Origin of the sequence: Streptantibioticus ferralitis (assembly GCF_029223525.1) — a bacterium.
Classification (GTDB): domain Bacteria; phylum Actinomycetota; class Actinomycetes; order Streptomycetales; family Streptomycetaceae; genus Streptantibioticus_A; species Streptantibioticus_A ferralitis.
Genome location: NZ_JARHTQ010000004.1, coordinates 225,528 through 250,072, shown reverse-complemented (window position 1 = coordinate 250,072; position 24,545 = coordinate 225,528). Strand labels below are relative to the sequence as shown.

Below are 24,545 nucleotides of genomic sequence, written 5' to 3'. Positions count from 1 at the left end.
GTCACGCCTTGTCGATGAGGTGATCGCAGAGGCTGTCGAACACCCACCGCTCCCACTGCCGCGGGGTCCAGCCGCGCTCGTGTACCAGCAGGTGGTAGAGCTCGGGGCCGAGCAGCCCGTAGCAGATGTCCACGGCCCGCTTCCGGCCGAGACCTTCCGGCAGCGGGCGCTTCTTCGCCAGCGCGTCCACGAAGTGCCCCTGTACGACAAGCCGTTGGTGCTGGTTGGTCCGCCACAGCTCCATCGCGTCGCCGCTCACCACCGCGGCGTTGCGCAGCACTTCGAGCACGGCGCCCACCCGCTCGTAGATCGCCCGGGCGCCCTGCGCCTGCAGCCGCAGCTGGTCGACGGGGTCGGCGGCGGCCAACGCCTCGGCCACCCATGGGCGTTCCAACGTGGGCACCGGGTCGTCGTCACCGGCGACATGCAGATCGATGAGCTCCTTGAGGATCTTCTGCTTGTTGCCGAAGGAGAAGTACATCGTCTGCACGGCGACCCCGGCCTCCTGGGCGATGGACTCGATGGTCGTCGCCCCGTAGCCGTTCTCGACGAACAGGCGCATGGCCGCGTCCAGCATCCGCGCCCTGGTCTGCTCCGCCCGTGCGCGCCGTCCGTCGGTCTTCTTCGCCATCGCCATCGTGCGCCTACTTACTATAGTGTGAATCTAGAGTTCGACTTCATTGAAATCCACTCCATTATTGGCATCCAAGCAATGGGGGACGCAAGCGATGGCCACCGAATCGGTTGAAAAAAGGACCACTGACGCGACGGAAGCGGCCGCCAGCCGACCGGGTTCCCCGCCCAGGACCCTGCTGCCACTGCTCACCAGCGGCATGGGGCTGTCCATGCTCGTGCTGTACGCGATCGGGTCGCTGGGCCCATTCATCCTCGACGACCTGCACATATCCAAGTCCCAACTGGGACTGCTCACCGCGGTGGCGTTCGGCACCGCCACCATCTTGTCGCTGTACGCGGGCCATCTGACGGACGTCATAGGCGGCCGCCGGGCGCTGGTCGCGCTGCTGGCACTGATCGCCGTGGACTTCGCCCTGCTGGCGGCCACCCGGACGTACTGGTTCCTGCTCGGCACGCTGATACTGGCCGGGGTACCGCAGGCCCTCGCCAATCCCTCGACCAACAAGCTCATAGCGACGCATCTGCCCGCGGAGCGCAGGGCGGGCGCGGTCGGCATCAAGCAGTCGGGCGTGCAGCTCGGCGCCTTCGTCGCGGGGCTGCTGCTGCCGACGCTGGCCCGGGTGCTGTCCTGGCGCGGGGCGCTCGCGCTGGTGGTACCGGTCGCCGTGCTGGCCGCGGTGCTGACGGCACTGCTGCCCCGCGACGCCGCGGCGGGGCAGGCCAAGCGGCTGACACTGCCCGGTGTGCCCAACACCGCGACCCGCTGGCTGATGGCCTACTCGCTGTGCATCGGTAGCGGTCTGGCCGCGCTCAACACCTATCTGCCGCTCTACGCCCACCAGCACCTCGGCATGGGCGATCAGGCCGCAGGGGCGCTGATCGCCGCCCTGGGCGTGTCGGGCATCTTCGCGCGCGTGCTGTGGGCGCGTTTCAGCGCCCGACTGGCCAATCTGTCCGCGTCGTTGATCGTGCTGGCGATCGCCGCGGTCTGCTTCGCGGTGCTGGTACCGAGCGCCTCGGGCGCGCACTGGCTGATCTGGATCGGTGCCATAGGGCTCGGCGGCTCGGCGGTGGCGGCGAACGCGGTCTCCATGGTGGCCGTCATAAAGGGCCGCGGCTTCGGGAGCACCGGCCATGCGTCCGCTCTGGTGTCCATGGGGTTCTTCGCCGGATTCGTGGTCGGCCCGCTCTCCTTCGGCTTCCTGGTCGACACCTCGGGCGGGTACCCGGTGGGCTGGACGCTGGTGGCCGCGGTGTTCGCCATCGCGGTGCTGTGCGCCTGGGGCGGCCGCCGCTCCACCGCCAAGGCGGGTGCATGACGTCCGCCGCGGCCGTCGTCGCCGCGGTGGATGAGGCCACCAGCGGCCCGCTGTTCGCCCAGCGGGGCGGCGAGTTCGTAGCCGCGGCGCATGCCCGCGGGCCATGGGGCGGCGAGCGACTGCACGGCGCGGCCGTCGCGATGCTGGTCGCCGAACACGCCAGGCGCCAAGCCGGCGCGGACCGCGCGCCGGCCAAACTGTCGGTCGACTTCCTGCGGCCGGTTCCGGCCGCGCCGCTGCGCGTGGTGGCATCACTGGCGCGCTCCGGGCGCAGTTTCGACGTCGTTGACACTGTCGTCACCGCGGCCGGAACGCCGGTGGCCCGCGGCAGCGCCGTCTATCTGCGTACGGAACGGCTGCGGCTCCCGGACGGCCTGCCGGACGAACTCCCCCCGCCACCACCGCGGGCGGGCGTGCGGCTGTGCGATCCGGGCGAGGCGGTCTCGTTCAACAGGGACGCGGTCGAGGTACGGCTGGTCGACGATCCGTCGCACCCAGCCGGGGGCACGGCGTGGGTACGACTGCGCTGCCCGGTGCTGGCCGACACGGCCGTACGGCCCGAGCAACGCGCCGTCGCCGCCGCGGAGTTCGGCTACGGTACCGGGGCCACCTTGGCACCGGATCTGTACACCTGCGTCAATGTCGATCTGACCGTCCATCTCCACCGTCCGCCAGCAGGGCAGTGGATCGCGCTGCGGGCCGTCACCCGCACCGGCCCGACCGGCGGCGGCGCCGCCGAAACCGCGCTCCTCGACCACCGGGGGCGAATCGGCTTCGCGGTGCAGACCCTGCTGGTATCGGAGGCCTGAAGTGGCGCGACCCGCCGATGAGTTCATTCCGGATGCGGCGCTCACGGCGATGCTCGACCGCGTACGGGCCACCGCCCGGGAGGTGGGCGACCGCTTCCCCCTGTACGCCGAGCCGGGCACCGGTGTGTGGACGAGCACCCGCCGCGGCTCGTGGACCGCGGGGTACTGGACGGGGCTGCTCTGGCTGGCGGCCTGGCACAGCGGTGCCCCGGAAGACCGCCGCCGGGCGGTCGCCTGGACGACCCGGCTACGGGAGCGGGCCGGTGATGACACGGTCACCCGGGCCATGACGTTCTGGTACGGGGCCGCGCCGGGCCATCTGCTGTGCGGCGACGACACCGCGCTGGCCGTGGCACTAGAAGGCGCCGAGGCGCTCGCCGCCTCCTACGACGAGCGGCTGGGCCTCATCCCGCTCGGCACCGCACTGGGGCAGGGTCCTGACGGCAGGTCAGCGACCGCCATCGACTCGGTGGCCGCGGTGACCGCGCTGCTGTCCTGGGCGAGCCGCACCGCCGGTCGCCCGCGGCTGCTGGATCTGGCACGTGGCAACGCGGTCCGCCATCGGGACCTGTGCCTGATGGACGACGGCGGCGTGCGGGCCGGTGTTGCCCTCGCCCCGGTGGCGGGCCAGGAGCCGTCCGGGGCCCATCCGGCGGGCGGTTGGTCGCGCGGTCAGGCCTGGGGCATCCTCTCCTTCGCCACCGCGGCCCGAGCGCTGCACATGCCGGAGTTCACCAGCGCCGCCGGCGAGGCGGCGCGCTACTGGGCCAAGCACGCCGCGACGGCCGTCCCTTCGTGGAGCTTCACCGACCCGGGCGGTCCCCGGGACACCTCGGCCGCCGCCATCGCCGCCGTGGGGCTGCTGGCCCTCGCCGATCCGGACGGGGACCAGCGCACCGCCGCACGGCGACTGGTGGCGACGCTGGTGGAGGGCCATCTGACCGGATTCCGGGACGGGTCGGCGGTGGGCCGCCCCGCCGGAATGCTGCTGGACGGCTGCTACGACATGGCGAGCGGGACGGCCACCGGCCACGAACTGATCTGGGGCGACTTCTTCCTGGCCTTGGCCCTGGCCCAGTTGACCACACCGCGGGACCAGTGGCCCTGCCTGTGAGCGCCCACGTTCGGATCGCGGCGGGCCCGGCATCGCCGGACCACACCACGGTGCTTGCTCGCCGCTGAGGCGGGACCACCCCCAACGCGCGGGGGTTTGGCGGCTTGCCCCCCAAGAGAACCCGCCGCGACGGCGAGCAACCACCACACCGCGGACCGGCGGTCAACCAACCACCGCGGCCCGCGGCAACACCTCACCCAGCGCTGAAGTCATAACTTCCGCGCTGCTCGTACCGCTTGAGGATCCGCTTCGCCACCATATGGGTGTGCAGTTCGTCCGCACCGTCGTAGATCCGGGTCGCCCGCGCCCAGCGGAACATCTCGGCGAGCGGAGTGCGATCTGACAGGCCCTCGGCCCCGTAGACCTGCACCGCCCGATCGAGCACCTGGTAGAGCGCGTTGGAGGCGAGGACCTTGGCGGTCGCCACCTCGACGTACACATCCTGACCGGCGTCCAGCATCGCGGCGGCGCGCAGCACCTGCGAGCGTGCCGACCGGATGTCGGTGTACGCGTCGAAGACATGCTGCTGGAGCAGCTGCTTGGAGGCCAGCGTTCCGCCGAACGCCTCCCGCTGGTGCAGCCGGGTGCACATCAGGTCGAACGCCCGCTGCGCCTGGCCCAACCAGCGCATCGCGCGCAGGGTGCGGCCGAGTGAAAGCCGCTCGCCGGAGACCGGGAAGCCCTCGCCCCGGCCGCCGATCATCTGCTCCGCCGTCACCCGTACTCCGTCGAACGCCACCTCGCAGTGGCCGTCCTCGGCGCCGAGCACAGTGAGCGGCTGCACGATGCTGAACCCCTCGCTGGGCAGCGGCACCAGGAACATGGTGAACGCCTTGGCATGCGGCACGCCCAGCGGTTCGGTACGGCACATGACGGTGATGAAGTCGGCGTCACGGGCCCGGCAGAACCACTTGCGGCCGTCGATCACCCAGCCGTCGCCCACCGGACGCGCCCGGGTGATCATCAGGCTGGGGTCGGAGCCGGAGCGCCCGGGCTCGGTCATGCCGAAGCACGGTGTCATCCGTCCCCGGACCAGCGGATCGAGGTAGCGTTCGCGGGTCTCGGCGCCCGCGTGCCGCTGGAGCATCAGCGCGTCCAGCAGACTGTCGGAGCCGAGCGCGACCGGGCCGTACGCGGATCGCCCCTCGATCTCGCTGATGTACAGGTACTCGGCGAGGCGCAGCCCGTGGCCGCCCAGCTCACGCGGGTGCGGCAGCGCCCACAGGCCGTTGGCCCTGGCCTTCTCCTGCAGTGCGGCCAAAGTGGCGCGGGCGCCTGGTCCGCCGGCCGCCAGCTCCGGCTCCGCGGGTATGACCTCCTCGTCGAGGAACTCCCGCACTTGATCGCGGAGTACCTGGAGGTGACCGGACTCATCGAGGGGCGTGGCCAGGGCGCGGTCAGGACTGGGCATCGGCTGACTCCTTCGGTGCGTCGAGCGAGGCGCGCAGCGCGTGCTTGTCGACCTTTCCGGCCGGGCTGACCGGGAACTCCGCTAGTTCCCGCAGGATTTCGGGGAGTTTGGCGCGCTCCAGCCCCATCTCCTCGAACAGGTAGCGGCGCAGCTCGGCCAGGTCGGGGGCGGTACCGCCGGGAGTCGGGACGACCCAGACGCACACCCGCTCGCCCAGCCGGTCGTCGGGCACGCCCAGGCACACCGCGGACCTGACCGCCGGGTGGGTGGTGACCAGGCCCTCCACCTCGGCGGGGCTGATGTTCAGTCCCGCCCGGATGATGATCTCCTTCTTCCGTCCGGTGATGCGCAGCCGCCCGGCGGGGTCGATGCGCCCGAGGTCACCGGTGGTGACCCAGCCGCCCTCCCTGCGGTACTGCGCGTCGAGTTCCGGTGCGTTGACGTAGCAGTGCGGGCTCATCGGGCCGCGGGACCAGATCTCGCCCTCCGCTCCGTGCGGCAGGTCCTCGCCGTCCGCGTCGACGATGCGGATCGCCGCCACCTTGGGGTTGGGGCGTCCCGCGGTGGTCTGCACGATCTCCAGCGGGTCCTCGATCTGGGTGTGGCAGTTCACCCCGTCCGCGGAACCGTAGAGGTTGACGAAGGCGCAGCCGAACCTGGTCGCGCAGGCCGCCACCGTCGCGGCGTCCACGCCCGCGCCGCCGCAGACGACGCCGACCAGCGAAGAGGTGTCGACGCGGTCGGTCGCCCCGGCGGCCAGTCGTGGATCGGCGAGCATCATCTGGAACATCGTCGGCACACCGAGGATGTGCGTGGGGCGGTGCCGACCGATCAGTGTCACGGCGTCGGCGGCGTCGAAGCGGGACATCACCGCCAGCGTTCCGCCCAGGAACGCGAGGGTGACGGCGGTTCCCGTGGAGCCGAACGACGAGGCGAGCGGCACCAGATACAGGTTCCGCATCGGCTGGTCGCCACGGTGCAGCGAGCGCAGGAACTCCCCTCGGCCACCGCACAGCGCGTTGTGTGAGTAGGCGACCATCTTCGGTTCGGCCTCGGAGCCGGAGGAGACCAGGATCCGCCCGATGGCGTCCGGGTCGGTTTCGGCCGTCTTGTCGAGCGGTTCGGGCAGGTCGGCCAGTATCGCGTCGAGGCTCCGCAGGCCGGGCAGCGGGTCGCCGTGTACAAACACCTCGCGGAGCGAGGGGAGTTCGGGGCGCAGCTCCTGCACCAGCTTGCCGTAGTCGGTCTCACCGACGTGGCGGGTGATCACCACTGCGGCGGCCTTGGAGCGGCGCAGCAGCGCCAGGGTGTCCTGCCGCCGCCTGCCGATCGGGTACGGCAGGCAGATCGCGCCGATCGCGGCCACCGCCAGGTCCATTGCGCAGGCCAGCCGCCCGTTGGGCAGGTTGACGGCGACTACCTCGCCGGGGGCTGTCCCGGCGTCGGCGAGCGAACGGGCCAACCCGAGCGCCAGCCGCCGCAGTTCGCCGTAGCTGATGGTGCCCTCGTCGTCGATCACGGCCGGGAAGTGCGGCTGCCGCTCGGCGTGTTCCTGGAACAGGGTGAACAACGGCCTGCCCGGATAGCGGCCCTCGGCGGTCCACTGGGCGCGGACCTCGCCGGGCACCAGATCGTGGAATTGAGTGGTCATGCGCCGAACCTCCAAGGGGAGTTGACGAAGGTGCACCCGTCGTGGGTGAGGGCGTGGGCGGTCGCGGGTGCGGTGTCGAGCCTGGTGAGATCGGTCGCCACCACGGCGGCGGACACCCGGGCGGCGGCGAGGCGTCCGACCCACTCCGCGGCCGGGCGGTCCAGCAGCCGAGCCGCGACCTCCTGGCGGAGCAGCTCTGCCGGGGCGGCGGGGTCCAGGCCGAGTTCCCGGCAGAGGCGGCCAACAGCCGTAGTGGAGCCGGCCGATACGGCCAGCCAGCCGTCGGCGGTGGGGTACGGCCCTTCGAGCGCGGGCAGTCCGGTGTTGCCGCATCCGGGCGCGTGGCGCCTGAGTGGCCGCTCCAGCGCCTGGTACTGGAGCACGGTGGATGCCGACAGCAGCGAGCTGTCCATCCGCTGACCGCGCCCGGTACGTTCCCTGGCCACCAGTGCGGCCAGCAGTCCCTCGGCGGCGACCAGGCCGCCGAGCACATCGAGCAGGGTCATCAGGGACGGCCGCGGCCTGCCGCCGTCGGCCATCAGGTCGGCCAGACCGGAATGCGCCTGGGCCATGAAGTCCGTGCCCAGCGGTGGCCGTTCGCCGAGGGCGTCGCCCCAGCCCGAGGCGTAGCCGTAGACCAGCCGCGGGTTGACGGCGGCCAGTTCCGGCGCGTCCAGCTCGAACGCCGCCGCTTTGCCGGGCGCCCAGTTGTGCAGGAACACATCCGCCTCACGGACGAGTTCACGCACCGTCTGCCGCCCGGCCGGGGTCTTCAGGTCGGCGATCTCCGCCTCCTTGGTGCGGTTGAGCGCCAGGAAGCGGGCGGAGCAGTCGTCGATCATCGGCGGCATGCCACGCAGTGGATCGCCGCCCGGGGGTTCGATGCGGATGACCCTGGCGCCGAGCAGTGCCAGCATGTGCGCGGCGAGCGGTGCCTGCACCCGGCGTCCGGCCTCGATCACGGTCAGCCCGGCCAGCGGCTGGTCCGGGTGCGGTGCGGTGCCGGGCGGCGCCGGGCGGCCGGGGTCGCCGAACGGCCGGAACCGCCAGGGCGGCGGTACCCTTCCGGCCCGCAGCGCGTCGCGGTCGGCACGGCGCTCCGCCATGGTCCGGATACGGCAGACGCTCATCCCGGACGCCTCGGCGACCCCCAGGATCCGTTCGAAGTCCACGACCGAGACGGCCTCGTGCAGTGACGGCGCCAGCGGGGACACCGCCTTGGGATAGCGGTGCATGAACGACGGCCAGCCCTGCGAGATGTCCTTGACGGGCGCCCCCAGCGCGGTCCAGAAGGCCCGCCACGGGACCGCGTCCAGAGCCTCGATCTCGAACCAGACACCGTCCCGGCTGCGGAACGGCGGCCCGGGCCTGCCCTCGACGGCCGGGAGGTGCTCTTCTTCCTGCGCGGTCCCGGCGGCCAGGTACTGGGAGATGGTCAGCAGCGCGGCATGAGTGACGCTGGTGCCCACACTGGTCACCGCGGCGCCCCGCTCCCGCGCCACCAGTGCCGCCAGTACGCCCTGGACCGCGATGACTCCGGCGCAGGTCGAGGCGTAGTCCACGGGTATTCGGCGCGGCGTGCCCCGGTTGCGGCCGTGCACGGCCATCAGCCCGGTCGCCGCCTGCACGGTGGTCTCGTCGACGAGCGGAGCGCCGCCGGAACACGCCCAGTCGATGCGACAGCAGAGCAGCGGCTGCTCGACGCGGGCGGTCTGCTGGGTGCCGGACCGGGTGACGGTGACCAGTTCGCCGTCGGCCGACGCGTTCCGCCCGGCACGGGCGGCGCCGGGGGTGGCGCCGAGGTCGATCAGGTGACGCAGGGCCACCCGCCCGGCGGGGCTGCGGCCGGCGCCGTGGGCGGTCAACCCGGCCAGCGGCGCCATGAGTTCTCCTCCGGCGCCGTGGGCGCGCCTTGGGCCGGGCAGGGACATGGTCGTGGCCCGTCCCGCCGCGGATGCGGTAGGAATCGGTCCGGTGAGATCTGTTGTATTGCGCACAGTGAACTCCTGGTAAATACGGGTTGTTGGGGGGAATCGGCGCATGGCGAGCCAGCGGCCGGTACGGCAGCCAGCCGGTCCGATGCGTGAAATCGAAACGATCGAGCAATTCGCTTAGGACCGCAGACGGCAGCCCTATTCGTCAACACCCCCCGTATTGTCAAGCGACGCACGGCCGTTCCGGCCGCGAAGCACGGCGGGCCTAATGGATCACCAGGCGCGCCACAAGCATTTCCACGCCGTGGGCCGCTCTTTTCTTCCAAGACGCGGCGGAATGCCGAAGAGTGCACCGGGATCCAGCCATCAGCGGAACATCGCACGGTCCTGGAAACGGAATTGGATCGTCCTGCGGAACGTGCCGGGAATTACTCCGTGCGGCCCTCTAGAATCTCCAGGGTCCCGTCGAACCGCCAGCGGGCCAGCCGCCCCGATCGATGGACCGCGGGACCGTCGCCCTCCTGGAACCGCGGCAGCGGTGCCGGCCCGGCCGGGCCCGCGATGCGGTCGCAGGGCAGCGCCATGCCGTCGGCGCACACCTCGCCGACCAGGCCGGGGCCCAGTGGGTGCCCCTCCTCGTCGACAACGTGCAGCTGGGTATTGGTCGTTGGCAGTAGTCCGGTGCGGGCGTCCGGCCATTCGCCGTCGCCTGGTTTGACCTCGGCGGCCGCCCAGGGCAACGGGCCGCCGTCCGGCGCGTACTCGACGAACAGCCGGGTCGCGGGCAGTCGGCCGAAGTGCCGGGCGACGAGTTCCGGCGGGCAGGGACCACCGGTCAGCACGACGCACTGCGGGGGCCGCGCTCCGTCCAGCAGCCGCAGGGCGCGAACATAGGCCTCGGGGTCCAACAGGGCCTCGGTGAAGCCGCCTTGGGCCAGTCGGTCAGCCGTGCCATGGGCCACCGTGTCGGCCAGGCAGACGGTGCCGCCGGACTGGAGCGCCCACCACATGCCCGCGAGGGCGGTGGGTGTGCACAGCGGGCCGTCGACCAGCACCCGCTCGGCGGGGGTCCCCGCGCGGCTGATGCGTGCCGTGGTGGCACTGACCCAGGCATGGTGGTCGATCAAATCGCCGTGGATCCGGCCGTGCTCCCCCAAGCGCACCATCGCATAGGCGCAGTCGGTGAATCCGGAGCGCGGCAGCGAGCGGTCGATCCCACCGGCGCCGGTGCGGCCGTCCTCCAGCAGATCGTCCATGGACAGCGCACGCAGCCCCGGCGGGACGCGGTGGGCGGCCGACGGCGTGTCGCACAGCGCCAGTCGGGCCCGGGTCAGCTGGACGGCCTCGCACGGATCGCGGTCGACGGGCAGCGGTACGCAGACGGCACCGGCCCGTAGGACCGCGACATGGGCGATGACGGTGCCCAGCCGGTCGCCTGTGCGGACGATCACCGGCTCGCCGTGCTGCACATCGTTTCGGATCAGTGCGGAGGCCAGCAGCGTGGCCTGCCGGTCGGCCTCGGCGTAGGTCAGGGTGCGCGCACCGGCGACGGCGGCGGGACGGTTCGGCCGCTGCCGGGCCCATCGTGCGACCAGTTCGTCAAGGGAGATGGCGGGCACGCTGGCGAGGCGCCGCCCCCACCCCTGTAGGTCCCTGATGTCGGCCGGGCTGCGCAGGCACAACTCCCGCATCCGGGGCCCCTCGCCACCCGCTTGCCCGAAGGACTCGACGGCCGTGATTACGCGAGAGATCTGGCGTTCGCACAGGTCGGTGGTGAGGGCCAGGGAGTCGCCCGGCCCCTCGATCACATGCACGGTCCCGCCGCTGGGCAGCCCTGAGCCGGAGCCCGCGGCACTGATCGCGATCGGCCCTGGAGCGCACCCGACGGCATCGGCGATCCGCCGCGCGACACCGGTCACGGTGTCGTCGGCGTGTAGCGCTAAAGAAAGGCTCGCGGACCCGCGGCGCACCGTGGCCGCCCGGTCCGGCGACTGGCGTGCGAGCACGGCCAGGGCGACCGCCTGCACGAGGTGGCGGCGGGGGACGCCGCTGCTGAGCGCCACCCTGCCGATCCGGTCAACCGCTTCACAAGACAACGAAATCCTTGAAAATTCCCCCGTTTTGGCATCCATCTCGTATGAAGCCCCTCCCGTTGCTCCGTGGATGGCATCGCAGATGTCCGGTTTAGCTGCTCCCCGTACCATAGGTCACTTTCCATAGTTCTACTCTAGTGTTCGACTCTAGTCAACGCTTTTCCTTCGCATTACCTGGCGATGAGTCGAACCCCGGTGCGCGGCGTCACAGTTCGGCAGGGTCTAATGTCGGCCATCGCCGACGCCTCGACGCTGGGAGAAACCGGATGACAACACGGCAGTTCGCGGTCTGCGTAATCGGAGCCGGGCCGCGCGGCCTGTCGGTCTTCGAACGCATCTGCGCGAACGCCGCTGCGGAGCAACCGAATACGGAACTTTCCGTGCATCTTGTGGATCCGCACCGGCCAGGCGCCGGAAATATCTGGCGCACCGACCAGTCGGGCGAGTTGCTGATGAACACCGTCGCCTCCCAGGTGACGTTGTTCACCGACGAGAGCGTGGAGTTGGCAGGTCCGCTGCGCCCGGGGCCCAGCCTTTACGAATGGGCCGGATTCCTCACGGTGATGGGGACCTTGGAGGAACTGGACGGGCATGTCCTGGCCGAGGCACGCGAGTTGGGCCCCGACTCCTATCCGACCCGCCGGTTCTACGGGCATTACCTGGAGTGGGTCTTCCAGCGGACGGCGGCCACCACGCCCGGCACGGTCCGCGTCGTGACGCACCGGGCCCACGCCGTGGCGCTGGACGACGCACCGGACGGCGGCCAGACCGTGCGGCTCGGCGACGGCACCGTGCTGCGCGATCTGGACGCGGTGGTGCTCGCCCAGGGGCACACCGCGTCCCGCACCACCGGAGCGGAGGCGGAGTTGGCCGCCTTCGCCGAGCGGCACGGGGCCACCTACATCCCGCCCGCCAATCCGGCCGATGTCGACCTGTCGGCGGCGCGGCCGGCGAACCCGTTCTGCTGCGCGGGCTCGGGCTGAACTTCTTCGACCACATGGCCCTGTTGACGGTCGGCCGCGGCGGACGCTTCGCATCCGAGGGCGATCGGCTGGTCTACCGGCCGTCGGGGCGCGAGCCGCGGCTCTACGCCGGTTCCCGGCGCGGTGTCCCGCACCACGCGCGCGGCGAGAACCAGAAGGGCGCACACGGCCGCCACCAGCCGAAGGTGCTGACCCCAGGGGTTGTCGCGGAGTTGCGGGACCGGGGCCGCGGCGGCCCCGGTACGGACTTCCGCCGCGAGGTGTGGCCGCTGATCGCCAAGGAGACCGAAACGGTCTACTACACCGCGCTGGTCGCCCGGCGCGGCGACGCCGAGTCGTTCCGCGAGCGGTACCTGGCCACGCCATGGGGAAGCGCCGAGGAGGCACGGCTGCTGGACGAGGTGGGCGTCGGCCCGGCCGAGCGCTGGGACTGGGAGCGGATCGCCCAGCCCTACACCGACCGGCGGTTCACCGGTCCCGAGGACTTCCGCGACTGGCTGCTGGACCATCTGCGCGACGATGTGGCCGCCGCCCAGCAGGGCAATGTCGGCGGCCCGCTCAAGTCCGCCCTCGACGTACTGCGCGATCTGCGCAACGAGATACGCCAGATCGTCGACCACGGCGGGCTGACCGCGGGTTCCCAACGGGACGATCTGGAACGGTGGTACACCCCGCTCAACGCCTTCCTGTCCATCGGACCGCCCGCCCGACGCATCGCGGAGATGGCGGCGCTCATCGAGGCGGGAGTGCTGGCGGTGCTGGGGCCGGGCACCCGGATATCCGCGGTGCCGGAAACCGGAACGTACCGTGGCGAATCGCCGCTGGTGCCCGGTTCGCAGGTGCACGCCCGGGTACTCATCGAGGCGCGGCTGCCGGAGGCCGACCTCCGGCACACCGCCGACCCGCTGCTCGGACATCTGCTGCGCACCGGCCAGTGCCGGCCGTACGCCGTGGCGGGCCCCGGCGGGGAGACGTACCAGACGGGCGGTCTGGCGGTCACCGAGCGGCCGTACCACGTCGTCGACGCGGCGGGCCGGGCGCACCCGCGCCGGTTCGCCTTCGGTGTGCCCACCGAGGCGGTGCACTGGGTGACCGCCGCCGGGGTACGGCCAGGCGTCAACTCGGTGACGCTCACCGACTCCGACGCCATCGCCCGGGCCGTACTCGCCCGTGGCGCCGAAGCCGAACGCAAGGCGCGCGACCAGCCCGCGGGGACCGGCCGGGAAACCAACTGAACCATGCACGGCACCGTCGGCGGCGCACCGGCGGCGGCGCACCGCGGTCAGTGCGGTGCCCCGCCGTGCGAGGCGGCATCGAGCACGCGCCATGAGCTGGCTCCCCTTTCCGGCAGCAGGTGTGCGACAAGGGCCACCGCGCCCGCCGCGAGGACGAGCACGGGACCGGGTGGCAGATCCCAGCCCAGCGCGATCAGGAATCCGGTGGCGTTCACCAGCACGCCGATGCCCATCGCCCACAGGGTGATCGCACCCAGCGAGCGGCCGAGCCGCCGCGCGGCGAGCGCGGGCAGCAAGGTGAGCGCGTCGACCAGCAGCGCGCCGGTGAGCCGGATGGCACCCGCCACCGCGACCGCCACCAGGACCAGCAGCAGCATGGTGAGCCGCTGCGCCGGAACACCGGAGCACACCGCCAACTCCCGGTCGTGCAGCAGCAGTGCGAGGTCCCGGCGCCGCCAGACGAACAGTGCGGGCACCGCCACCGCCAACGTGCCCAGCACCACCAGGTCGGACGGTCGCACCGCGAGGATGGACCCCCACAGCAGCGCGAACGCCCCGTTGGCGTTCACCCCCGACAGCGCCAGCACCAGCAGCGCCGCCGCGATCGCCAGGCTCATCAGCAGACCCATCGCGCCGGACAGCGCCTCAGGTGTACGGGCCAGCGGCGCCACGCCCGCACCCGCCGCGGCGCACGCCAGCAGCGCGCACAACACCGGGTCCACACCCAGCAGTTCGCCGACGGCAATACCCAGCAGCGCCACATGCATCATCGCGAAGCGCACCGGCATGATGTCCAGGCCGACGATCACCACACCCACCACCGGCAGCCCCAGGGCGGCCAGTACGAGTCCGATGCCCGCACGCTGCACCGGCACCAACCGCAGCAGTTCCCCGATCTGGTCCAGCGCGCTCACCCGACCTCCCGCAGTCGGCCCGCCGCCATCTCCAGCACCCGGTCGCAGCGCGCGGCCATCGCCCGGTCATGGGTCACCACCAGCAAGGTCACCGGCAGCCCGGTGAGCAGTTCGGCGGCCTCCTCCTGTCCGGCGAAGTCCAGTGCCGCGGTGGGCTCGTCAGCGAGCACCACACCGGCCCCGGCCGCCACACAGCCCACCGCGCGCGCCAGGTGCACACGTTGCAGCTGGCCGCCGGACAAGCTGCTCAACGGCCGGTCGACCAGGGCGCCCACCCCCAACCGCTCCGCGGCGCTCAGCGCCTGCCCACCGTCTCCGCTGCTGCGGAGCAACTCATGTGCCAGCAGCGGGAAGCGCCCCGCCGCCGGACGCTGCGGAATCCACGCACACGCTCTGCGCCGCCAGGCCCACTCGGCCGCGCTGCGGCTCCCCCGGCCGCCGACCAGGATCTCGCCGTCGACCTGCCGGTGCAGCCCGAGCACCGCGCGCAACAACGTGGTCTTTCCTGAGCCGTTGGTACCGGTGAGCGCGACCCGCTGGCCCGCGGCCACATCGAGGTCGACACCGCCCACCGCCGCCAGTCGGCCATGCCTGCACACCACGTCCCGAAGCCGTAGGGCCAGGCCGCCCTCGCTGTCCGGGCTCCGCGTGGCGACCTGGCCCGGCTGCTTGCTGCTGAGTTCCACGCGACAGTAGTCGGACCGATCGCCCGTCCGGTTCCAGCGTCCTGCGACTCGTATCCGAACCCCGGGAACCAGCGCCACCATCGGGCCGACTACCGGAAGGTGAGCGCAACGTACTCGCCGTCCCGCAGTGCCGCCCCGGACGCGGGCGCCGGACGGCCAACCACCCGACCGCTACTGGCCCTGCTCGGTTTCGCCATCGCCCTGGGGATCGCCTTCGCGGCGTCGTTCCTGGTCGGCAGGTCCGTCGGACCGGTCGCCCCCGGCCTACGGCCCGGACCGAATCCCTCGGGCGGCGCCCCGGCTGGTGACGGGAGCATGCCCGGTATGACGATGGACGGCACGCACCGGTGACCGGGACGTACACCACCGATCTGGCCATCGGCGGTATGACCTGCGCGGCGTGCGTGTCACGGGTCGAGAGGCGGCTGACGCGGATCGAGGGCGTCACGGCGGGCGTCAACCTCGCCACCGGCCGAGCACGGGTCGTGCATCCCACGGGCGTCGGCGCGGCGGAACTCATCGCCTGTGTGGAACGGGCGGGCTACACCGCGCGGTTGGTACGGGACCGCGGTGCCGAGGACGCCGAACCGCCCGCCGAGGACGCCGACCGGATCCGGTTGACGCTGGTCGCCGCGCTGTCGATACCCGTGATCGTCTTGTCGATGGTGCCGTCGCTGCAGTTCCGCGACTGGCAGTGGCTGTGCTTCATGCTGGCCGCACCGGTGGCGACCTGGGGCGCCCACCCGTTCCACGATCGGGCCTGGCGCGGTCTGCGACATGCCACCGCGACCATGGACACCCTGGTCAGTCTGGGTGTGCTGGCCTCGTTCGGCTGGTCGGCATACGCGTTGTTCGTGGGCGGCGCCGGAGCACCGGGCATGCGGATGCCGTTCTCGCTCACCGCGAGCGCCGCCGACGGGGCGCATGTCTATCTGGAGGCGGCGGTCGGCGTACCGCTGTTCGTGCTGTACGGGCGGTTCCTCGAAGGACGGGTGCGGCGACGGACCGGCTCGGCGCTGCGGGCGCTCGCCGAACTCGGCGCCAAGGACGTGTGGGTACGGCGGGACGGTACGGAGGTACGCGTTCCGGTCGACCGGCTGCTGCCGGGGCAGGAGTTCGTGGTGCGGCCGGGCGAGAAGGTCGCCACCGACGGCATCGTGCTGGACGGCCGTTCGGCCGTCGACCTGTCCCTGCTGACCGGGGAGAGCACACCGAGGGAGACCGGCCCCGGCGATCCGGTCATCGGAGCCGCCCTCAACATCGGCGGCACGCTGGTGGTGCGCGCCACCGCGGTCGGCGCCGACACCCAACTCGCCCGTATCACCGCGCTGGTTGCCGAGGCCCAGGCGGGCAAGGCCCGGTCGCAGCGGCTGGCGGACGCGGTGGCCGGAGTGTTCGTGCCCTGCGTGCTGACCGTCGCGGTCTGCGTACTGGGCTTCTGGCTGGGCGCCGGTGCGGCGGCGCAGGCGGCGGTCACCGCCGCGGTCGCCGTCCTGGTGGTGGCCTGCCCGTGCGCGCTGGGCCTGGCCACGCCCACCGCGCTGATGGCCGCCGCGGGGCGCGGCGCCGAACTGGGCGTGCTGGTACGGGGACCGGAGGCGCTGGAGAGCCTACGGCGGGTCGACACGGTGGTGTTGGACAAGACCGGCACCCTGACCTCCGGTCAGATGCGGCTGGCCGAGACCGCGCTCGCCTCGGGCCACAGCGCTGATGTGCTGCGGCTGGCCGGAGCGGTGGAGCACCGCTCCGAGCATCCGCTCGGGCGCGCCCTGGCCACCGCTGCCCGGCAGCGCTACGGCACCCCGCTGCCGCAGGTGACGGACTTCACGGCCACCGCGGGCAGCGGGGTGGCGGGCGTGGTGGAGGGGCGGCGGGTCCGGGTGCTGCGGCCGGACGGTGTGGCGGCGCTGCCCGATGAGTTGCGACAGGCGCTGAACCACGCGGAGCAGCAGGGCCACACGGCGGTGCTCGCCGAGGTGGACGGCGGCCCGGCGGCGGTCTTCGCGCTGGGCGACACCGTACGGCCCGGCAGTTACCGCGCGGTCCACCGGCTGCGCACCATGGGCCTGGCGACGGTGCTGCTGACCGGCGACCGAGCGGGAACGGCACACGCGGTGGCCGGGCAGCTGGGCATCGAGCAGGTCCATGCCTCGGCCTCGCCGCAGGACAAGGCCGAGGTGGTCACGGCACTGCGGACGGCCGGCCACACCACCGCGGTGGTCGGCGACGGGGTCAACGACGCCGCGGCGCTGGCCGCCGCCGACCTGGGCATCGCCCTGGGCACCGGTACCGACGCGGCGATCGGCGCGGCCGGACTCACCCTGGTACGCGGCGAGATCGAGGCGCTGATCGACGCGGTGCGGCTGGCCCGGCGCACCCTGGCGACCGTCCGCGCCAATCTGGTGTGGGCGTTCGGCTACAACGTCGTTCTGATACCGCTGGCCGCTGTCGGTCTGCTCAACCCGATGCTGGCGGCGCTGGCGATGTCGCTCAGTTCGCTCCTGGTGGTCGGCAACAGTCTGCGGCTGCGTACCTGGCAGCCGTTGCCCCGCCGGGCGCCGGGCCGCGCGGGCGGTCGCCGCCGCGCCCCGATCGCCGGGGACCCGCGGTGAGCCGGGCGGTCCGGGCGGGTACCGCCCTCGCACCGCTCATCGCCGGAGCCGCCGCGCTGGCGCTGCTGTGCGGATGGGTCATGGCGGGCGGCGCCGGACGGGCCCGGCCGGTCCGGGTGGCCGACGGGGTGATCCTCATCCCCACGGGCGGAGCGGGCGCCGAGACCGCGGTGTTCTTCACCGTACGGAACCCCGGTGACGTCTCGGACCAACTCACCGGCGCCAGCTGGCAGTTCCCCGGGCCGGTGGCACTGCGCCGGCATCAGCACCTGGGCAGCGCCGGCCGCTCGCTTGCGACGGCCGCGCTCCCGGTACCCGCCCGGGGCGAGTTGGCGATGGCACCGATGACCGGGGACCTCGTCGTGACCGTCCCGTCGGCGTTGCGCACCGGCCAACGGGTGCGGTTCGCACTGCGTTTCCGGTACGGCCCGCGGGTCCAGGTGGACGCGGTCGCGATGCCCGCGGGCTGTTGGCGCGGGGGCGGTGCGGACCCCGCGGGCTGCCGTTGACCGGAGGGCCCCGGTGGTGCGCGGCCGTCCCGGCAACCGCCCGGCCGCGTACGGCAATCGGGTCGTATCGCCGTTCCCGTCATCCCGGCGTCTCCCTCTGTTCAAGGCCGAGGAGCATACTTCCCAGCCATGGACTGCTGTCCCTCCTCTCGTCGGCAGGCCCTGGTGTGGGCGGGCCTGGTCGCAACGCTGCCGTTCGCCGACTCGGCCATGGGGGCGGGCACCGCCTCCGCCGCCACCCGGTCGGCGGCCGATGTCCGCTCCGGTGCCCTGCTGGTGACGGACCTGGAAGTGGTGACGGTCACCGACACCAGTGCGGTGATCACCTGGTTCACCGGATCGAAGGCCGAGGTGGACCGCTATGGAGCGCCCGCGCCGGTGCCCACCGACACGGAGTTGCTGCTGGGCGAGCCGGGCAATCCCGGCTCGCTGCGCACAGTGCTGCACGACACCGGTCCGACCGCGTTCCACTACGCCGAGGTGCACGGGCTGGAACCCGGCCGTACCTATGCGTTCATGGGCCGCTCGGCCGGACAGGCCGCACAGCAGTCGATGCTGCAGTTCCCGGGCAGCGGCGGGTCGATGGACGCCCCCGGGGTGTTCACGACCCTGGTCCCGCCGCCGGGGCGGTATCTGTTCACCGTCGCGCTCTGCAACGACCTCCACATGGGCGAGCAGACGAGCGGCATCATCGTCGGCGACTGGCCGCCGTCGTTCCAGCAGGACCCGGGCCTGCCGCCGTATCCGGAGGTCATGCTCGGCGCGCTGCTGGACGACCTGCGCAAGCCGGACCGCGGCGCCGACGTGCTACTGGTCGCCGGTGATCTGACGGCGGAGGCCAAGCCCCGGGACGTCGCCCGGGTGCGGCAACTGCTGGACGGCTGGGGCACGTTGAACCGGGACTACTTCGTGGCGCGCGGCAACCACGACCGTCCGCACGTCGGTCCGGACTACGCCGGGTGCGCGCCGGTGCCGAGCGCCGCGGACCATCACGACTGCTGGGGCGACGCCTTCCCGTACCGGCGGCAGACGCTGTCCAGCCATGAGGTGGGCGGCTTGCGGGTCATCGGGCTGGACACGACGATGCTGGACGCCGCGGGCGGCACCCTCGACGAAAGCCAACTCGCCGACCTGCAGCATGTGTTGCGCCACGACCGGGACCGTCCGACGCTGCTGTTCGGCCATCATCCGGTCACCTTCGAGTCCGCGGTCACCACCGCGGCCGGGCCCGCCTTCGACCTGGACCAGGGCAAGGCCCGCAAACTGGAGGCGCTCTACCACCGCACCCCGGGTGTCTTCTTCCACCATGCCGGGCACACCCACCGCAACAAGCGCACCTTCGCGCAGGAGAGCCAGGCCGTCGAGTTCCTGGAGGTCGCGGCGACCAAGGAGTACCCGGGCGGCTATGCGCTGGTGCGCTGCCACACCGGCGGCTACCAGGTCAACTTCTACAAGACCCGCTCCGAGCTGGCCCGCCGGTGGAGCCAGCGCACCCGCGCCGAGTACTTCGGCGCCTGGCCGCACTACACACTGGGCACCGCCGCCGACCGCAACCACACCGTGCTGCGCGACCTGTCCGGCCTCCACCCGGTCCACCGTTCGGGCAGTTGACGGCGGCGCCCAGCCTCACGATGCCTTGCCGCAGCCTGCGGGCCAGCACGCACGGGCCGCGCACATTCGGCGAGGGCACCCCGGGGGGGCTCGCCCCCCAAGAAAGCCCGCCACCGCGGGCAAATGGGGCCTGCCCCCAAGAAGACGAGCCGCCGCGAGCAAGCGGGAGTGGGGGCTTGCCCCCAAGAAAGGCACCGCCGACGCGGCGAGCAACCCCCACGGCGTGGTCCGGCGGTTCCGAACCGGCCGCAACCCAGCTCGCGCTGGCCGCGACCACTGACAGCAGCAGCCCGGGCATGCCGAGACGGTCCGCCCGCAGCCGTCGCTCCTGGCCCAGATAGGTGCTGATCTCGCTCGTGCTGCCCGTCAACATGCGGTGGTCTGCCTTCCGAGGGGGGTGGGCACGGTTACGAGGAGCCGAGCGCGGCGCTGCGCACGGCACGGAATGCCTTCTTGGCGTCGCGGTCCGGGTAGGACCACGGGGCGTGCGTGGCGTGCGGGCCGATACGGGTGAACAGCGCGGCCGCTTCGGCGGTCCGGCCTTCGTGGAACTTGGCGTGCGCCAGGTAGTTGAGGTCGACCTTGCGCCGTGGATGGTGGTGGTGGTCGTCGTCCCATTCCAGCCACCAGTCGAAGGCTGCCTTCATGGCCTGACGGGCGCGGCGGGTGGTCCAGTGCCGGGAGTCGGCGGGGTCGCTCGGCTCGACTCCGGCGCCGGCCAGTACCCGGTAGCGCTCCGCGTGGGCCACCACCGGGAGTACGGCGAGCGGTGAGTCGGCGGGCGCCTGTTCCGCCGCCCAGGAGGCGAAGTCGTACACCTCGTGCAGCGGGTCGTCGGAGTCCGCGTGCTGGCGCTCGGCTAAGCAGGCGGCCATCAGATGGTGGGCGTGGTGGTGCTCCCGGTGCCGGGTGCGGACCTGGTCGAAGGCCCGTACCCGTTCGTCGTCGGTGCCGGTGCGGCGGGCCAGGATAAGCAGGCCGAGCCATGGCGAGGGATCCTCCGGTGCCAGTCGCGCGGCGGCCGCACAGGCCTCGTGCGCCGCCTCGCGGGTGCCCTTGCCGCGTACCGCCCGGAAGACCGCGGCGCAGGCCAGGAGCGCGGCGGCATCCGCGCTGTCCGGCTCCGCCAGCTGCCAGTCCCGGGCCCAGGCGGCACTGGTCGGACCTTCGGCGAGGACGACGAGGCGGTGTCCGCGCCGGTCCCAGTCGTCGCCGGTCGCGGCGAGCAGCGCACGGGCGTGGTCCCAGCGCCCCCGGGCCAGCGCGTCCCGGACGGTGGCCAGGTCGGCGTCGTCAAGTGCGGGATCGAGGGTGACATCGTCCCTGCCGCGGGAGCGTCCCAGGGGAGGCGGAGGCGGCGTCATCGACGGGCTTCCTCCATGGCGCGCTTCCCCTCCGGACGAGTGGTCGGGTCGTCCGCGTACAGGCACAGATCCGTGTACGGGCACAGAACAGGCACACAGCACGGATACAGACTTGGGTGATCGCGCACAGCAAACCGGCAGCCGTCGCTTCGCGTCAAGACCGGACTGGAACTGAATATTCCCCAACTGCCGCCGAATCCAGCCGAGTTCAGCACGTGGGCCGCGCCGCCCGCACGACCCCCGACCGGCGCGGCAGCCACACCGACGCGCTCGGCGCGGCGCGCCGAGATGGGTCGGTTCACGGTCGCGCGGGTGTGACTTACCTCTCTCCGAAAACCTGGACCAATCGGTCATTTTCCTGACTTTACGCCCGCCGACCTGCGGTTTCACGTGCCCAGTGATCGCCAGGTGCCCGTTTTCTGCGGCGGTCGCATCAGGCCAGAGACCGCCGGGCAGGGTCCGGGCATGTCCTGAAGCCACCGAAGACCGTCAAGAGGACTTGCGGGCCGCACGGGTGTTCGTGATGAGATCGTTTGATGGCACCCCACACCACGAACAGGACAACCGTGGGCCATGCGTCCGAGGATTCCCACCCCCACTTCAGTGAATCCCAGTGGCGCAACCCGTACGAGGAACTGGCGGACCCGCGCGGCGTCGAGCCGCCGCCGCCGTGGCACAACCCGTACGAGGAACTGGGGGCGTTGGGAGTCCGCGCGGACGACCACGACCCACTCGGCCTTGGCCTGCGGTTGGAGTACGACGACGAGGAGTACCCGCAAGAGGGCGACCCGCCCGGTCGGCGCGGCCACCGGCGGCACCGGACCGAACGGTCCCGTCCGCAGCGCCGGCTCAGGGTCCCGCTGACCGCCAAAGCGCTGGTCGCCGTGGTCACTTGCGGATCCGTCCTCACGCTCGCGGACCGCTGGGCGGCGCTGTACGCCGAGAAGCAGGCGGCGCACCGGCTCAAGGAGGCCATGCATCTGCAGGCCGCCCCAGAGGTCGACATCCATGGCTTCCCGTTTCTGACCCAGGTGCTGCACGGGCGACTTGACCAGGTGGACATCGCGGTACCGCATGTGTCGGCCGGGCCGGTGTCCGTCGCCAAGGTGGACGGGGCGGTGCACGACATCCGCATCCTCGGTGATGTGCCCTCGTCGATCCGCGGTGCGGTGATCGGTCAGATGCAGGGCAATGTGCTGCTGGCCTTCGATGACCTCGATCGTGAACTCGGTTCCTCGCAGGTGCGGTTCACCGCCAAGGACGAGCACTGCGTGCTGGCCGTGGGTCAGCTGCCGATCGCCGGATACCGGGTCCGGGCGCGTGCGGAGGCGCATCTGCACCTCGTCGGCAGCCGGTCCGTCAGCACGACCGTGGACAACATGCGGATCGATGTTCCCGGCGTCGCCAGCTACCCACCGGGGGGCAACGGTGGACTGCGGCTCGCCCGCCCCATGGCGGAACGGATCAGCCGGGACGGCGAGAAGGCCAAGGCGCTGCTGTCCGTCGGCTCCATCGCCGAACGCCTGGGCCTCACACCGGAAATGGCCGAGCGGGCGCAACGCAGCGATGCGGAGCTGCGGCGGATCACCGGTACGCCGCACTTCGCCGAGCAGCTGATGCAGGTCAACATCCTGGACCTGGTGGAGCGGAACCCCTGGGTCCTGGGGAAGATCGGGGTCGACCTCTCCCTCGTGCGGGGGCTGCTGGACATCGAGGTGCCCAAGCTCGCCGAGCGGCTGTCGCTGTCGTTCAGACTTCCCGAACTGCCCGGTGGCATACGTCTGCAGGACGTCTCGGTCCGGCGCGAGGGGATCGAGCTCCATGCCTACGGCACCGACGTACCGGTCGGCGACGGCACGAAGCTGTGAGCGGCGGCCGTGCTCATCGCCGTAACCCGTCCATCGCCGCGACCAGCCGCGCCGTCTCCTCCTCGGGCAGGGTGATCCCGAAGACCTCGTCCAGGGTCCGCGGGACCTCGTCCGACTTGAGCTGCCATGTCTCGACCGAGCCGTCCGGCCGGGTCGCGGTCAACTCGGTGGCCGCCAGGGCGTACAGGGCCTCGGGGCCCATCTGCTGCACCAGCAGACGGTTGGCGAACGGGGAGGAGGGGTGGGTGGACATGTAGTGGTTGGCCACCGTGTAGTCGACGGCGTAGCGGGGGTCGAGGGTGAACCCGTGCATGTCGAACCAGCCCTCGCCGCCGAGCGAGCGCAGCATCCACTCCTCCACCCCGGGCATCGGGCTCTGCCGTTCCATTCGGAACCGCCAGCCGTCGGGCGCTATCTCGGTGCCGTCGGCGAGTTCCACCGGCTCCAACGGGTCCCGCCCGAAGCCGACATCGCAGATCCAGGTCCGGCCGGTGTCCGCGGATTCGGCGGTCGCCACCCGCAGCAGCGCATGTGTCGCGGGCCGGAGCAGATTGGTGCCCACCCGGACGCGCGCGGCCAGGCCGCACACGGTGAAGCCCAGCCGCTCCAGGGCGGCCGCGAACAGCTTGCTGTGCTCGTAGCAGTAGCCGCCGCGCGGCCGTCGCACCATCTTGTCCTGAAGGCTCTCGACATCCAACAAGATGGTGCGCCCCAGCACCATTTCCAGGTTTTCGAAGGGGATCGAGGTGATGTGCGCTCGCTGCAGCGCGCGCAGCGTCGACAGGGTCGGGGAGGTGTCCCCGTCGAAGCCGATCCGGGCCAGGTAGGCGTCCAGATCGAGCAGTTCGCCGTTCCACCTGCGGGCGTCAGTGATAGCTGTCATGAGACTTGAGCTTCCATGTTCGGGTGGCTGTCAGCCATGGACCGGGGTCAAGGACGTCAAGTTCGGGAATTCGACGTCAAGTCCGCTCGGCCCGCAGCGCCCGCGGCGCGCTGCCGCTCGGTGCTATCCGGGCGTACCCGGGCTTCGCTCCCTGACGTTCCACTTTGATCCGCGCGGCGGAAAGCGGCAGCGGGCCCGGGGGGAGCGGGAGTTCGAGCAGGAAGTCGCCGAATTCCCCGGACGGATGGTCCCCCAGGGCGTGTGTTCCGCCGTCCGGCAGCAGCAGGCTCAATCGCCAGACATCGGCTTCCGGCGCCGCGGGTCCGGTGGCCGCGACCCGCACCGTGCCATTCGGCAGGAGTTGTGCGGCGGCCACCACCGTCGCATGCCGCACCGGTCCGCCGAGGGTGTGCATCGGACCGTGCTTCACCAGTGGTCTGCGCTCGGATTCGGGAAGATGGGACGCCACCACCTCCCCCACGAACATGGTGTGGACCGGGAAGGACACCGTCTCGCGCAGCACGCACTCCAGGGCCACCAGGCCTCCGGTGACCCACGGGGTGCGGATGACCCGGGGTGTGCCGAATTCGATGAGTTCGCTGGTGGTCTTGTCGACCTCCCCAAGGGAGAAGCTGCCCACGAAGTCCGCGAGTTCGGCCTGCTGCTCAGAGCAGAGGGTGAGGCTGAACTCCCCGGCACCCGGCAGCAGTTCGCGGGTGCCCGCTTTCGGGCTGAGTACCACTGCCGCGTACAACGGTTCTTTGTTGACGAAATACGACCACTCCGCCGACATCACGTTGATGCCGTCCTGATGGCGGACGGAAATGATCCCGACCGCGCTGGTCAGCTTCTTCCATAGCCTGTTGGGCAGTCCGGTCGGGACCGTGTGGGACATTCCACTCCCTTTGTGTCA

18 protein-coding genes and 1 pseudogene are annotated in these 24,545 nt (G+C 71.7%); 9 read left to right on the top strand and 10 right to left on the bottom strand.

Annotated features, from left to right (window positions below; all coding sequences use genetic code 11):
- Nucleotide 1 precedes the first annotated feature (1 nt).
- On the bottom strand, nt 2-637 hold the full coding sequence (locus P2L57_RS08385; RefSeq protein WP_275810754.1) for a TetR/AcrR family transcriptional regulator: 636 nt from the start codon (nt 635-637) through the stop codon (nt 2-4).
- A gap of 91 nt (nt 638-728) precedes the next feature.
- Between P2L57_RS08385 and P2L57_RS08380 the strand changes: the two genes are divergently transcribed.
- From P2L57_RS08380 to P2L57_RS08370, 3 genes are read left to right on the top strand one after another with little or no spacing between them, the layout of a single operon-like run.
- Nucleotides 729-1,955, top strand: a complete 1,227-nt coding sequence (locus P2L57_RS08380; protein WP_275810752.1) for an MFS transporter — start codon at nt 729-731, stop codon at nt 1,953-1,955.
- On the top strand, nt 1,952-2,764 hold the full coding sequence (locus P2L57_RS08375; protein ID WP_275810749.1) for a thioesterase family protein: 813 nt from the start codon (nt 1,952-1,954) through the stop codon (nt 2,762-2,764). The genes P2L57_RS08380 and P2L57_RS08375 overlap by 4 nt, the downstream gene beginning before the upstream one ends.
- Nucleotide 2,765: 1 nt before the next feature.
- The gene (locus P2L57_RS08370) at nt 2,766-3,878 is read left to right on the top strand and encodes a sugar ABC transporter permease (RefSeq protein WP_275810746.1); all 1,113 of its coding nucleotides are present in this window, start codon (nt 2,766-2,768) and stop codon (nt 3,876-3,878) included.
- Between the two features lie 193 nt (nt 3,879-4,071).
- Here the strand turns inward: P2L57_RS08370 and P2L57_RS08365 are convergent, their stop codons facing one another.
- The 4 genes from P2L57_RS08365 to P2L57_RS08350 form a co-directional block, all read right to left on the bottom strand.
- Nucleotides 4,072-5,289 carry an acyl-CoA dehydrogenase family protein gene (locus tag P2L57_RS08365; RefSeq protein ID WP_275810743.1) on the bottom strand — a complete coding sequence of 406 codons (1,218 nt, stop codon included), beginning with the start codon at nt 5,287-5,289 and terminating at the stop codon, nt 4,072-4,074.
- A complete protein-coding gene (locus P2L57_RS08360; RefSeq protein WP_275810740.1) occupies nt 5,276-6,940 on the bottom strand; it encodes a class I adenylate-forming enzyme family protein in 1,665 nt (554 codons plus the stop codon). The genes P2L57_RS08365 and P2L57_RS08360 overlap by 14 nt, the downstream gene beginning before the upstream one ends.
- Nucleotides 6,937-8,823 (bottom strand): CaiB/BaiF CoA-transferase family protein, encoded by a 1,887-nt coding sequence (locus P2L57_RS08355; protein ID WP_275810737.1) that lies wholly within the window; start codon nt 8,821-8,823, stop codon nt 6,937-6,939. Before P2L57_RS08355 ends, P2L57_RS08360 begins: the two co-directional genes overlap by 4 nt.
- 479 nt (nt 8,824-9,302) lie before the next feature.
- On the bottom strand, nt 9,303-10,970 hold the full coding sequence (locus tag P2L57_RS08350) for an AMP-binding protein (RefSeq protein ID WP_275810734.1): 1,668 nt from the start codon (nt 10,968-10,970) through the stop codon (nt 9,303-9,305).
- A gap of 263 nt (nt 10,971-11,233) precedes the next feature.
- Between P2L57_RS08350 and P2L57_RS08345 the strand changes: the two are divergent.
- Nucleotides 11,234-13,185, top strand: a pseudogene (locus P2L57_RS08345) (FAD/NAD(P)-binding protein).
- Between the two features lie 47 nt (nt 13,186-13,232).
- On the opposite strand, the gene P2L57_RS08340 reads toward P2L57_RS08345, so the two are convergent.
- Both P2L57_RS08340 and P2L57_RS08335 read right to left on the bottom strand, forming a co-directional pair.
- Nucleotides 13,233-14,099, bottom strand: coding sequence for a metal ABC transporter permease (locus P2L57_RS08340; RefSeq protein ID WP_275810731.1), 867 nt, complete (start codon nt 14,097-14,099; stop codon nt 13,233-13,235).
- A complete protein-coding gene (locus tag P2L57_RS08335; protein WP_303656094.1) occupies nt 14,096-14,680 on the bottom strand; it encodes an ATP-binding cassette domain-containing protein in 585 nt (194 codons plus the stop codon). Before P2L57_RS08335 ends, P2L57_RS08340 begins: the two co-directional genes overlap by 4 nt.
- Before the next feature lie 204 nt (nt 14,681-14,884).
- Here P2L57_RS08335 and P2L57_RS08330 point away from each other — a divergent pair, with 204 nt between their 5' ends.
- The 4 genes from P2L57_RS08330 to P2L57_RS08315 all read left to right on the top strand — a co-directional run bounded on the left by P2L57_RS08330 (nt 14,885) and on the right by P2L57_RS08315 (nt 19,517).
- Entirely contained in the window at nt 14,885-15,136 is a 252-nt protein-coding gene (locus P2L57_RS08330) for a hypothetical protein (RefSeq protein ID WP_275810729.1), read from the top strand.
- Nucleotides 15,133-17,397, top strand: coding sequence for a heavy metal translocating P-type ATPase (locus P2L57_RS08325; protein WP_344184890.1), 2,265 nt, complete (start codon nt 15,133-15,135; stop codon nt 17,395-17,397). The genes P2L57_RS08330 and P2L57_RS08325 overlap by 4 nt, the downstream gene beginning before the upstream one ends.
- Complete coding sequence (locus P2L57_RS08320) at nt 17,394-17,906, top strand: copper chaperone PCu(A)C (RefSeq protein ID WP_275810727.1); 513 nt, start codon at nt 17,394-17,396, stop codon at nt 17,904-17,906. Before P2L57_RS08325 ends, P2L57_RS08320 begins: the two co-directional genes overlap by 4 nt.
- A 129-nt stretch (nt 17,907-18,035) precedes the next feature.
- Nucleotides 18,036-19,517, top strand: a complete 1,482-nt coding sequence (locus P2L57_RS08315; RefSeq protein ID WP_275810725.1) for a metallophosphoesterase — start codon at nt 18,036-18,038, stop codon at nt 19,515-19,517.
- Between the two features lie 407 nt (nt 19,518-19,924).
- On the opposite strand, the gene P2L57_RS08310 is transcribed toward P2L57_RS08315, so the two are convergent.
- On the bottom strand, nt 19,925-20,881 hold the full coding sequence (locus P2L57_RS08310; protein ID WP_275810723.1) for a hypothetical protein: 957 nt from the start codon (nt 20,879-20,881) through the stop codon (nt 19,925-19,927).
- 536 nt (nt 20,882-21,417) lie between these two features.
- Here P2L57_RS08310 and P2L57_RS08305 point away from each other — a divergent pair.
- Nucleotides 21,418-22,749 carry an LmeA family phospholipid-binding protein gene (locus P2L57_RS08305; RefSeq protein ID WP_275810721.1) on the top strand — a complete coding sequence of 444 codons (1,332 nt, stop codon included), beginning with the start codon at nt 21,418-21,420 and terminating at the stop codon, nt 22,747-22,749.
- A gap of 13 nt (nt 22,750-22,762) precedes the next feature.
- Here the strand turns inward: P2L57_RS08305 and P2L57_RS08300 are convergent, their stop codons facing one another.
- Complete coding sequence (locus P2L57_RS08300) at nt 22,763-23,632, bottom strand: arylamine N-acetyltransferase family protein (protein WP_275810719.1); 870 nt, start codon at nt 23,630-23,632, stop codon at nt 22,763-22,765.
- 76 nt (nt 23,633-23,708) lie between these two features.
- Nucleotides 23,709-24,527: a flavin reductase family protein gene (locus P2L57_RS08295; protein WP_275810717.1), complete on the bottom strand. Its 819-nt coding sequence runs from the start codon at nt 24,525-24,527 to the stop codon at nt 23,709-23,711.
- Between the last annotated feature and the right edge of the window lie 18 nt (nt 24,528-24,545).

Coding starts and splice junctions, on each gene's coding strand:
- P2L57_RS08385 (WP_275810754.1), bottom strand. CDS start 637: ATGGCGATGGCGAAGAAGACCGACGGACGGCGCGCACGGGCGGAGCAG.
- P2L57_RS08380 (WP_275810752.1), top strand. CDS start 729: ATGGCCACCGAATCGGTTGAAAAAAGGACCACTGACGCGACGGAAGCG.
- P2L57_RS08375 (WP_275810749.1), top strand. CDS start 1,952: ATGACGTCCGCCGCGGCCGTCGTCGCCGCGGTGGATGAGGCCACCAGC.
- P2L57_RS08365 (WP_275810743.1), bottom strand. CDS start 5,289: ATGCCCAGTCCTGACCGCGCCCTGGCCACGCCCCTCGATGAGTCCGGT.
- P2L57_RS08360 (WP_275810740.1), bottom strand. CDS start 6,940: ATGACCACTCAATTCCACGATCTGGTGCCCGGCGAGGTCCGCGCCCAG.
- P2L57_RS08355 (WP_275810737.1), bottom strand. CDS start 8,823: ATGGCGCCGCTGGCCGGGTTGACCGCCCACGGCGCCGGCCGCAGCCCC.
- P2L57_RS08315 (WP_275810725.1), top strand. CDS start 18,036: ATGGACTGCTGTCCCTCCTCTCGTCGGCAGGCCCTGGTGTGGGCGGGC.
- P2L57_RS08310 (WP_275810723.1), bottom strand. CDS start 20,881: ATGACGCCGCCTCCGCCTCCCCTGGGACGCTCCCGCGGCAGGGACGAT.
- P2L57_RS08305 (WP_275810721.1), top strand. CDS start 21,418: ATGGCACCCCACACCACGAACAGGACAACCGTGGGCCATGCGTCCGAG.
- P2L57_RS08300 (WP_275810719.1), bottom strand. CDS start 23,632: ATGACAGCTATCACTGACGCCCGCAGGTGGAACGGCGAACTGCTCGAT.
- P2L57_RS08295 (WP_275810717.1), bottom strand. CDS start 24,527: ATGTCCCACACGGTCCCGACCGGACTGCCCAACAGGCTATGGAAGAAG.